Below are 10,923 nucleotides of genomic sequence, written 5' to 3' on the forward strand. Positions count from 1 at the left end.
CGGGGTCCACCCCCGCCGATCAGGCGAGCGTGCGCTCGGCCGCCTCGACCACGTTCGTCATGAGGAGCGCCACCGTCATCGGGCCGACCCCGCCGGGGTTCGGCGAGATCCAGCCCGCGACGTCGCCCACTCCCGGCCCGACGTCTCCGTAGACGCGCGCCTTGCCCGTCTCCGGATCGGTCTCTCGCGTGACGCCGACGTCGAGCACCGCGGCGCCGGGTTTGACGTCCTCGGCGCGGACCAGGTGCTTCACGCCGGCCGCGGCCACGATGACGTCCGCCTGCCTCAGGTAGAACGGCAGATCCACCGTCCCCGTGTGCGTCAGGGTGACGGTCGCGTTCAGCTCGCGACGGGTCAGCAGCAGCCCGATCGAGCGTCCGATCGTGACCCCGCGGCCGACGACGACCACGTGCTTGCCCTTCAGGTCGTAGTCGTTGCGCAGCAGCAGCTCGATCACGCCCCGCGGCGTGCACGGCAGCGGCGTGTCGATCGGCCCGTTGACGTTGAGGACGAGCCGCCCGAGGTTCACGGGGTGCAGGCCGTCGGCATCCTTCGCGGGATCGATGCGCTCGAGGATCGCATCCGTGTCGAGGTGCTTCGGCAGCGGCAGCTGCACGATGTACCCGTGGCACGCCGGGTCGGCGTTCAGCTCGTCGATCAGCGCCTCGATCTCGGCCTGCGTCGCATCCGCCGGCAGCTCGCGCTGGATCGAGTTCATCCCGACCGCGACGGACTGCCGGTGCTTCATGCCGACGTACAGCTGCGATGCCGGATCGGCGCCGACGAGCACCGTCGCGATGCCGGGAACCACGCCCCGCTCACGGAGTGCGGCCACACGCTCCGTGAGCTCGGCCGAGATCCGCGCGGCCGCGGCACGGCCGTCCAGAACCTGCGCCGTCATTACTGCTGCAGGCCCGGGTACAGCGGGAAGGCCGCGGTCAGCGCGGCCACACGCGCGCGCAGGGCCTCGACGTCGGCCCCCGGCTGCAGCGCGAGCGCGATGACGTCGGCGACCTCGGTGAACTCGGCATCCCCGAACCCGCGGGTCGCGAGTGCCGGCGTGCCGATCCGCAGACCCGACGTGACCATCGGCGGACGCGGGTCGTTGGGCACGGCGTTGCGGTTGACGGTGATGTGGATCTCGTGCAGAAGATCCTCGGCCTGCTTGCCGTCGATCTCGGCGTCGCGGAGGTCGACGAGCACGAGGTGCACATCGGTGCCGCCCGAGCGGACGGCGATGCCGGCCTCGACGACGTCGGGCTGCGCGAGGCGCTCGGCGATGATGTGCGCGCCGCGCAGGACACGCTCCTGACGCTCCGCGAATTCCGGCGTGCCGGCCAGCTTGAACGCCGTCGCCTTGGCCGCGATGACGTGCATGAGCGGGCCGCCCTGCTGGCCCGGGAAGACCGCCGAGTTGATCTTCTTGGCGATGTCGGCGTCGTTGGTGAGGATGAAGCCCGAGCGGGGGCCGCCGATCGTCTTGTGCACCGTCGACGAGACCACGTGCGCGTGCGGCACGGGGTTCGGGTGCAGGCCTGCGGCGACGAGCCCGGCGAAGTGGGCCATGTCCACCCACAGGAGGGCGCCGACCTCGTCGGCGATCTCACGGAACCGCGCGAAGTCGAGCTGACGCGGGTAGGCCGACCAGCCGGCGATGATGACCTTCGGCTGGTGCTCGCGGGCGAGGCGGGCCACCTCGTCCATGTCGATGACCGAGGTCTCGGGGTCCACGCCGTAGGCGACGATGTTGTACAGCCGGCCGGAGAAGTTGATCTTCATGCCGTGGGTGAGGTGGCCGCCCTGGTCGAGCGAGAGACCGAGCAGCGTGTCGCCGGGGCGGGCGATCGCGTGCAGCACCGCGGCGTTGGCGGTTGCACCGGAGTGGGGCTGGACGTTCGCGAACGCGGCGCCGAAGAGCTCCTTGGCGCGCTGGATGGCGAGCTCCTCGGCGACGTCGACCTCTTCGCAGCCGCCGTAGTAGCGGCGGCCCGGGTAGCCCTCGGCGTACTTGTTCGTCAGCACGGAGCCCTGCGACTGCAGGACCGAGACGGGCACGAAGTTCTCGGAGGCGATCATCTCGAGGTAGCCGCGCTGACGCTCGAGCTCCCGCTCGAGCACCTGGGCGATCTCGGGATCGACCTCGGCGAGCGGGGCGTTGAAGAATTGGTCGGTCATGGCTTCCCTTCACGGCTGCGATCGGTAAAAGAACACATCGGCCCAGGCGCGCGGTCGAATGCCGTGAAGTCGCTCCCCGGTGGTGGCCACCTCATACGCCAGTCGCGACAAGCCGAGCATAGTCGATAGGCCACTTGTCCGCCGCGGGGCCTATTTGTTAGGTTTCCTTACATGAAGCGCGCCGCGGCGGTCGGTATCGTCGTGCTGGCCATGACCGCGGTGACGCTGGCGGCCTGCACACCGGGTGCCGCCGCATCCCGCACGCCCTCCGAAGAAGGAACCTCCGTGACCGCAGTCGTCCCCCTCCCGGCATCGCAGAAGGCGGATGCGTCCGCCCCGCCCTTCACGCTCGACGCATCCTCGTCGGTCCGGGCGCAGACGACGGATGCCGAGACCACCGCCCGCCTCGCGGCCCAGCTGCTCGGCACCGCCACCGGACTGCAGCTGACGGCGACGACGGGCGGCGGGTCCGCGCACGATGTCGTGCTCCGCATCGCACCGGGTGGAGCGAAGGAGTCGTACACCCTGCACGTGAGCGCCGCCGGCGCCACGATCACGGGGGCCGACGAGGCCGGCCTCTTCTACGGCGTGCAGACGCTCACGCAGCTGCTGCACGAGCACGACGGAGCATGGCGGGCCGCGGCGACCGAGATCTCCGACCACCCGCGGTTCGCGTACCGCGGGGCCATGCTCGACGTGGCACGACACTTCTTCCCCGTCGACGTCGTCAAGCACTACATCGACGGCGCCTCGTCGCTGAAGCTCAACGTCCTGCACCTGCACCTCAGCGACGACCAGGGCTGGCGCATCCGGATCGACTCGCGTCCGACGCTCACCGAGCTCGCCTCGACGACGTCGATGAGCGGCGACCCCGGCGGCTTCTACACGAAGGCCGACTACGCCGACATCGTGGCGTACGCCGCATCCCGGCACATGACGGTCGTTCCCGAGATCGACCTGCCCGGCCACACCCACGCCATCGGCCTCGCCTATCCGGAGCTCGCCGAAGCACCGGTCGTCACCGATGAGATGAAGAAGTTCAACCAGCAGATCCCCGTCGCCGGGCAGCCGTACACGGGCGACGCCGTGGGCTTCTCGTCGCTGAAGATCCACGACGAGGAGACCTACGCATTCGTCGAGGACGTCGTGCGCGAGCTCGCCGAGATGACCCCGGGGCCGTACATCCACGTCGGCGGAGACGAGCCGCACAGCATCGCGCCCGCCGACTACGAGTCGTTCATGGCGCGCGCGACGAAGATCGTCGCCGCCGCGGGCAAGACCCCCCTCGCATGGCACGAGGCGGGCTCGTCGAGCGGACTCGCGCCGACGACCGTCGGGCAGTACTGGGGCTTCACCACGCCCTCCGACGGCGCGGACGCGAAGGCGCGCACCTTCGTGCAGAACGGCGCGAAGGTGATCATGTCTCCGGCCGATGCCGCGTACCTCGACATGAAGTACGACGCCTCCACGACACTGGGCCTCACGTGGGCCGACGGCCCGACCAGTGTCGAGCGGTCGTACACGTGGGAGCCGACGAAGATCGTCGACGGCATCGGCGAGCACGACATCCTCGGCGTCGAGGCGCCGCTGTGGTCGGAGACCCTGCGCACCGCGGAAGACATCGACGAGATGGCCTTCCCCCGCCTGGCCTCGGCCGCAGAGATCGCATGGTCGCCGGCGCCCGCGGGCCACGGCGAACGCACGTGGGACGGCTTCCGCGCGCGGGTCGGGCGGCTCGGCCCGCTGTGGACGCGCGAGGGCATCCACTTCTTCGTCTCGCCCGAGATCGAGTGGGCCGCGAAGTGACGGTGGACCGCGTCATCCACTCCGTCCGTCTCGCGGAGGACGGCCGCGACGATGCGAGGCGGGCTGACCGGGCCGATCGCTGGGTGGCGTTCGACGCCGGGCTGGTCGTCGAGACCGGGTCCGGGGACGGATGGCGCGCGCTCGGGCCCGACGACGCCGTCGACGGCCGGGGCGCACTGCTCGCCCCGGGATTCGTCGACATCCACGGGCACGGGGGCGCGCGCGCCGCATTCGACGACGGACCGGATGCGGTGGCCGCGGCGCGAGCCCTCCACCGCTCGCACGGCACCACGCGCGCCGTGCTCTCGCTCGTCACGGCGACGATCCCCGCGCTGGCGGAGCGGGCCGCGATGGTCGCCGACCTCGCCGAGACGGATGCCACCATCCTCGGCTCCCATCTCGAGGGGCCGTTCCTCGATCCCGCGCACAAGGGTGCACACACCGAGTCGCTGCTGCGCGCGCCGACGGCTGCGGACATCGACACGCTGCTCGAGGCGGGCCGCGGGACCATCCGCCAGGTGACCCTCGCCCCCGAGCTCGACGGCGGACTCGACGCGGTGCGCCGATTCGTGGAGGCGGGCGTCGCGGTCGCCGTAGGCCACACCGGCGCGGACTTCGAGACCGCGCAGCGCGCCTTCGACGCGGGCGCGACGATCCTGACGCACGCCTTCAATGGGATGGACGGCATCCATCACCGGGCCCCCGGACCGGTCGCCGCGGCGCTCGCCGACGACCGGGTCACGCTCGAGCTCATCGCCGACGGCATCCATGTGCACCCGGCCGTCATGCGCCTCGCCTTCGCCGGCGGACGGACAGCGGACGGGCGAGGGCGCATCGCGCTCATCACCGACGCGATGGCCGCAGCAGGCGCGGGCGACGGTCGCTACGTCCTCGGCGGGCTCACGGTCGAGGTCGTCGACGGCGTCGCCCGACTCGAGGGCGGCGGGTCGATCGCCGGATCGACCCTCACGCAGGATGCCGCCGTTCGCCGCGTGGTGCAGGAGGTCGGCGTGCCGCTCGCCGACGCCATCGAGGCCGCGACGCGGGTGCCCGCGCGTGCCATCGGCCGCGGCCACGACCTCGGGTCGCTGCATCCCGGATTCGTCGCCGACGCCGTGCTGCTCGACGCCGAGGTCGGGGTGACGGCGGTGTGGGTCGCCGGCGACCCTGCCTGAGCGCCCGTACAGGGTGCGCGAACCGGGGATCCGCCGGGCTCTCTGCCGGGTCCCCGGCGATGGAGTCGGGGCCGGCCGGTTCTCCCCCCGAGCCCGGCCGGGCCCCCGCGGACGTGTCGTGTGACCTCGCCGCTCCGCACTCCGCCCCCAAACGAATCCCCCCGTTCCGGGGTGCGGTCTCCACCCCATGAGACGGGGAACTTCGCGATCCATGACGCGACTTCTCGAAAAAAGTTGAAAAAGAATTCGCCGGGCCCCCAAACCCCCGTGAATACAGGCATCGTGGTTTGCTGCGGCATCCCTTCGACGGCAGAATCGATGGGGTCGCGTCACCCGAACAGCGCGACGCGCAGAGGACCATGTCACCCGAGGACGCCCGCCCCGCCGCGCCCGAGCTCACCGACATGAGCGACGGCGATCTCGTGCTGCGCTCACGCTCCGGCGACGCCTCCGCATACGGCGAGCTCTGGCGCCGGCATTACCGATCGGGCATCGTCGCGGCGAGCGCCATCACGTCGAGCATCGACGCCGACGACCTCGTCCAGGAGGCGTACGCGCGCATCTTCCAGGCCATCACGCGCGGCGGCGGGCCGACCGGAGCCTTCCGCGCCTACCTCTTCACGAGCATCCGCAACACCGCCGCCGGATGGGGACGCACCAACAGGGAGACGGCGATCGACGAGCTCGACGCCGTCGAGGATCCCGAGGCGAGCGCGCATGCGACCGATGAGGCGCTCGACCGGGGCCTCACGAACCAGGCGTTCCGGAGCCTGCCCACCCGATGGCAGGAGGTGCTCTGGTACACCGAGATCGAACAGCTGAAGCCGGCCGAGGCGGCTGCACTGCTCGGGATGAGCGCGAATGCCGTGGCCCAGCTCGCCGTGCGCGCACGCGAGGGCCTGCGCGAGGCGTGGATCCAGGCGCACCTGAGGTCCGTCGAGGACGGCTCGGAGTGCCAGTTCACGATCGAGAAGCTCGGCACCTACGCCCGCGGCAACCTCGGCATCCGTGCGAGGAACCGCGTGGAGGCGCACCTGGCAGATTGCGCGCGCTGCGCCATCGTCGCCTCGGAGGCCAAGGAGGTCTCGCGCCGGCTCGCGCTCGTGGTGCTCCCGCTCGTCGTCGGCGCCGGCGGAGCGACGGCCTACCTCGCGTCACTGCAGAGCGGCGGCGCGTCGGTCGTCGCGCTGGCGGGGATGCCGTCAGCCGTCATCCCGGGTGCGGTGCTGGCGGATGCCGGGACGGGAACAGGCGCCGGCGCTTCGGCGGGTGGCACGACGGCGCGAGCCGGATGGTCGTTCATGACCGTCGGATCCATCGCCGCGGGGGTCGCGGTCGCCGGCGCCGTCGCCTTCGGCCTCGTGCTGGCGAACCAGCCTCATCCCGCTCCGGCGGATCAGGCTCGGGCCGCGGCTCCCCCTGCCGCATCGGCCGAGAACGATACGGCGCCCGCCGATACGGCGACCGCCCCGGTCGCACCCGTCGTGCCCGTCGTCGTCGCCCCGCCCTCTGCGCCCGTGGCACCGACGCCCAAGACGACGACCCCCGTCGCGTCGGCGCCTGTCGCATCTGCACCGGTCGCTGCGGCACCGCCCCCCTCGGCGACGCCCACCGCTCCCCCGGCGACCACACCCACGACACCGCCGGTGACGACACCGCCGGTGACGCCTCCCACCGCCGTCGCCCCGTCGCTGATCGGCGTGCGGGTCGCGCTCGACAGCGGCAACGCGGTCACCCTCACCACGACGATCCGGACGACGCCCGGCGCGACGGTCACCGCGATGGCCCGCGGCTTCGTGCGCGGCACCGGGGTCGCCGGCGCGGACGGCATCGCGACGATCGTCGTCACGCCCAAGGTCGCAGACGTCGTGCAGAACGCCTCCGTGTCTTTCCTGGTGCCGGGGGCGACGACGCTGCAGGTCGCCATCGGCGATCTCCTGCGCGGGGCCTGAGCGGCCGCACGGAGCCTCTCGCGCCGGAGCCTGCCGGCCGGGAGCCCACCGCGCCGGAGCCCGCCGCACGCCCAGACCGGGCAGCCACCTCCGATCGGCGCTCTCAGCGGCGCGCCGTAGAATCGGGGGATGCCCGAGAACCCGCCCGAGAGCGCCCTGCCCGCCGGCACCCGCCCGCCGCTGTCGGCGGTGGATGTGCTCGCGTTCTTCTGCGAGCTCTTCGCGCTGGGCACGCTCGCGTTCTGGGGCTTCGCCGCGTTCGCGCTGCCGTGGAACATCATCATCGGCATCGGCGCGCCCGTGCTCGCCATCCTCGTGTGGGCGCTGTTCGTGTCACCGCGCGCCGTGCTCGCCGTGCATCCGTTCGTCCGCGCCGTCGTCGAACTGCTCGTCTACCTCGCCGCGACTCTCGCGTGGTGGGGCATGGGCCTCGCCTGGGTGGGACTCGTCTTCGCGGTGATCGCGATCACCGTCGGTGTGCTCGCCGGCCGCCGACGCTTCGCCTGATCGTCGACGGCCGGCCGAACGCCCGCGTCGCTATTTCACGCTGCCCGCGGTGAGACCGCCCACGAGGCGCTTCTCGATGAGCATGAAGAGCACGACGACCGGCACGACGGCGACCACCGACACCGCGAACACGTACTGCCACGACGTCGCGTACTGACCGACGAACTTGGTCAGCGCGACCGACAGCGGCTGGTTGTCGGCGGTCTGCAGGATGACGAGGGATGCGGCGAACTCGTTCCAGCACGCGACGAACGTGAAGACCACGGCCGTCACGATGCCCGGCCAGACCAGCGGCAGGTTGATCCGGAAGAGCACGGTGAATCGCCCGGCGCCGTCGATCTGCGCGGCCTCGTCGATCTCCTTGGGGACGCCGGCGAAGAAGGCGTGCATGATCCACACCGCGAACGCGAGATTGAAGGCGGCGTTGATGACGATCATCGCGGTCCACGTGTCGATCAGGCCCATGGCGAAGAACTGGCGGAACAGGCCCGACGTGAGCACCGCCGGCTGCAGCATCTGTGTCACGATCACGAGGAACAGGAACACGAGCCGCCCCGGGAACCGGTAGCGCGCCGTGTAGTACGCGGCCGGCAGTGAGACGAACAGCACGAGAATCGTCGCACTCACTGAGATCACGATGGTCGAGACGAGGTTGTGGAAGAGCGGCGTCTCGGGCGTCGACCACATCGTCAGGTAGTTCTCCCAGTGCCACTCCGTCGGGAAGTAGGTGGGAGTGACCGAACGGATCTGCGCCTGCGTCTTCACCGACCCGAAGAACATGATCAGGTACGGGAGGATGAAGAACAGCGCGACCACGAGACCGGCCAGCATCCGCCACAGCACGCGGGAGAGCGTGATCTGATCGCTCGTGTACCGCTTCTTGCGGGCCTTCAGGGGGACGCCCGCCGCGGGGGCGGGGAGAGTGGTGGCGGTCATCGCTCAGGCCTCCTGCATCGGCTTGACGATCTTCACGTACAGCGCGACGATCCCGATCACGATCAGGAACGCGACCACCGACAGAGCGCTCGCCACGTCGACGCGATGCTGGTTCTGGATGTACTTGAAGATGAGGGTCATGAAGGTGTCGGCGTCGTAACCCGGTATCGAGCCGGTCATCACCCGCAGGATCGGCAGCGAGTTGAAGACGTTGATGATGTTGATGAGGATGGCGACCGCGAGCGCCGCGCGCAGCTGCGGCAGCACGACGGTGAAGTAGGTGCGCACCGGGCTCGCGCCGTCCACGCGGGCGGCCTCGAGCGTTTCCGTCGGCACCGTCGCGAGTCCCGCCAGGATCGTGTAGGTCGTGAACGGCAATGACACGAAGACGGCGACGGCGATCGACCATCCGAAGGCCGTCGTCGGGTTCTTGGTCCAGCCGAAGCCCTGCGAGTCGCCGATGAGCCCGATGTCGTAGAGCAGCTTGTTGATGACCCCGAAGTACGGCTCGAGACCGTAGAACACCACCATCGTCGTCATGACGACGGATGCCGCCCACGGAATGATCACGATCATCCGGACGAAGCGGCGGCCCGGGAACGCCTTGTTGAGGATCTGGGCGAGCCCGAGCGACAGGACGACGGTGACGCCGACGACCACGACGACCCACACGATCGTGCGCAGGAAGATCGGCCAGAAGTAGGGGAACGTGAAGACCTCGACGTAGTTGTCGATGCCCACGGAGCCCTTGTCGATGCCGGCGATGTCGATGCGCCGCGTCGAGTTGAAGAACATGACTCCGGCGGGGAAGAGCACCACGCCGAAGATGAGGATCAGGGCCGGGGCGAGCCAGGGGAGGGCCGCGACCAGGTCGCGCGCGCCGGGCTTGCGGACCCGGTCGGCGGATTCGGCCTTGCCGGTGCGGGGGCGGCCGACGGCCGCCCCCGCCTGGTTCGGCGACGTCTCGGTGGAGGTGCTCATTCGCGTGTCACCGAACCTTTCCGGTTGTCAGCCCTTGTCCGCCGCGGCCTGGATCTCGTCGAGGACGTCCTTGGCCGGCTTCGTCTGGATCTGCCCGAAGAGCGACTTGAACGCGGCATCCGTCGCGTCCCACTTGGGGTTCGTCGAGGGGTAGAACTTCGCGCTCGGCAGCACCTCGAGGAAGGGCTTCAGGTCGGGCTCGTTGTCGAGGGCCGTGGCTCCCGACTTCGTGACGGGCAGGAAGCCCTCGGACTTCACCCACGGCACGTAGACATCCTGCGAGTAGAAGTAGTCGAAGAACTTCTGGATGGCGGCCTTCTTGTCGGTCTTGTTCTTGAACGCCATCAGCTGGTCCTCGACGCCGAGGGTCATGGCGCTGCCGTCCTGCGTCGGGATCGGCACGATGGAGTAGTTCAAGGAGGGGTTCTTCGCCTTGATCTGGCCGACGGTCGGCGGCAGGCCCACCTGCATCCCGATCTTGCCCTGGATGAAGATGTCGAGCAGCGGGGTGCGGTTCGTCGAGCCCGGGTCCTTCTCGGTCGCACCGGCGTCGATCATCTTCTTGATCTGGTTCCCGCCGGGCAGGTTGGACGGGTCGCTGACCATGATCTTGTCGGCGTTGCCGAAGGTGCCGCCCCCGCCCCACAGCCAGACGGCCGCCTCGGCCTGAGCCTCCTCCGAGCCGAGCGGCATGCCGTAGCCGGCGACGCCGTTGCCGAGCTTCGAGATCTTGACCGCGGCGTCCAGCTCCTCGTCCCACGTCTTCGGAGGCGTCGCGACGCCCGCCTGCTTCAGGAGGTCGTTGTTGACGAAGAGCGCGCGGGCCGAGGCGATGAACGGCAGCGCGTACGCGGTGCCCTTGTACTCCTCGTTCTTGACGAAGGCCTCCTGGAAGTCCGACATCGTGCTGCTCGAGACGACGTCGGACGCCTTGTAGAGCAGACCGTCGGAGGCGAAGCCGACGAAGGGACCGCCGTTGTAGATGTCCGGCGTCTGGCCGCCCTGGATCTTGGTGGTGATCACCGTCTGCAGGTTGTCCCACGACTCGACCTGGAGCTTGACGGTGATGTCGGGGTACTTCTTCTCGAAGCCCGCGATCACGGTCTCCCAGTTCTGCTGCGTCTTGTCCGAGTAGCTCGGAACGAGCATGTTGAGTGTCGTGGCGCCGCCGGACGCATTGCCGGCCGTCCCGCCGCCGAACCCGCACCCGGTGAGCGCGAGCGCTGCGGTGGCCGCGATCGCGGCACCTCCCAGCAGGTGGGTCTTCTTCATGTGCTGCATCCTCACTGTCTTCGGCAAAGGGAGTGGTGCTGGGACGCCGTCACCGTCCTCCTGCAGGTGCAGTCGCGAGACGTCGTTGCCTATAGTCCATTTTGTTAGGACTCTGCGCA

At 69.9% G+C, this 10,923-nt stretch carries 9 protein-coding genes and 1 riboswitch; of the genes, 4 read left to right on the top strand and 5 right to left on the bottom strand.

Going from position 1 to position 10,923, the window contains the following annotated elements; all coding sequences use genetic code 11:
- Positions 1-19: 19 nt before the first annotated feature.
- Both AC0NZN_RS06605 and glyA read right to left on the bottom strand, forming a co-directional pair.
- Positions 20-901 (bottom strand): bifunctional methylenetetrahydrofolate dehydrogenase/methenyltetrahydrofolate cyclohydrolase, encoded by an 882-nt coding sequence (locus AC0NZN_RS06605; protein ID WP_474591485.1) that lies wholly within the window; start codon positions 899-901, stop codon positions 20-22.
- Positions 901-2,175 carry a serine hydroxymethyltransferase gene (gene glyA, locus AC0NZN_RS06610; protein WP_474591486.1) on the bottom strand — a complete coding sequence of 425 codons (1,275 nt, stop codon included), beginning with the start codon at positions 2,173-2,175 and terminating at the stop codon, positions 901-903. Before glyA ends, AC0NZN_RS06605 begins: the two co-directional genes overlap by 1 nt.
- Positions 2,176-2,208: 33 nt before the next feature.
- A riboswitch (ZMP/ZTP riboswitch) is annotated at positions 2,209-2,291 on the bottom strand.
- 55 nt (positions 2,292-2,346) lie between these two features.
- On the opposite strand from glyA, the gene AC0NZN_RS06615 reads away from it, so the two are divergent.
- The 4 genes from AC0NZN_RS06615 to AC0NZN_RS06630 all read left to right on the top strand — a co-directional run bounded on the left by AC0NZN_RS06615 (position 2,347) and on the right by AC0NZN_RS06630 (position 7,615).
- Positions 2,347-3,981: a beta-N-acetylhexosaminidase gene (locus AC0NZN_RS06615; RefSeq protein WP_474591487.1), complete on the top strand. Its 1,635-nt coding sequence runs from the start codon at positions 2,347-2,349 to the stop codon at positions 3,979-3,981.
- 2 nt (positions 3,982-3,983) lie between these two features.
- Positions 3,984-5,156 (top strand): N-acetylglucosamine-6-phosphate deacetylase, encoded by a 1,173-nt coding sequence (gene nagA / locus AC0NZN_RS06620; protein ID WP_474591488.1) that lies wholly within the window; start codon positions 3,984-3,986, stop codon positions 5,154-5,156.
- A gap of 359 nt (positions 5,157-5,515) precedes the next feature.
- Positions 5,516-7,108 (top strand): sigma-70 family RNA polymerase sigma factor, encoded by a 1,593-nt coding sequence (locus AC0NZN_RS06625; protein WP_474591489.1) that lies wholly within the window; start codon positions 5,516-5,518, stop codon positions 7,106-7,108.
- Between the two features lie 129 nt (positions 7,109-7,237).
- A complete protein-coding gene (locus AC0NZN_RS06630) occupies positions 7,238-7,615 on the top strand; it encodes a YrdB family protein (protein WP_474591490.1) in 378 nt (125 codons plus the stop codon).
- A 30-nt stretch (positions 7,616-7,645) separates the two neighbouring features.
- Here AC0NZN_RS06630 and AC0NZN_RS06635 read toward each other — a convergent pair whose 3' ends face one another.
- From AC0NZN_RS06635 to AC0NZN_RS06645, 3 genes are read right to left on the bottom strand one after another with little or no spacing between them, the layout of a single operon-like run.
- Entirely contained in the window at positions 7,646-8,551 is a 906-nt protein-coding gene (locus tag AC0NZN_RS06635; RefSeq protein WP_474591491.1) for a carbohydrate ABC transporter permease, read from the bottom strand.
- A 3-nt stretch (positions 8,552-8,554) separates the two neighbouring features.
- Positions 8,555-9,532, bottom strand: a complete 978-nt coding sequence (locus AC0NZN_RS06640) for a carbohydrate ABC transporter permease (RefSeq protein ID WP_474591492.1) — start codon at positions 9,530-9,532, stop codon at positions 8,555-8,557.
- Between the two features lie 27 nt (positions 9,533-9,559).
- Positions 9,560-10,804 carry an extracellular solute-binding protein gene (locus AC0NZN_RS06645; RefSeq protein WP_474591493.1) on the bottom strand — a complete coding sequence of 415 codons (1,245 nt, stop codon included), beginning with the start codon at positions 10,802-10,804 and terminating at the stop codon, positions 9,560-9,562.
- Positions 10,805-10,923 lie beyond the last annotated feature (119 nt).

The organism is Microbacterium sp. sgz311019 (assembly GCF_056135325.1).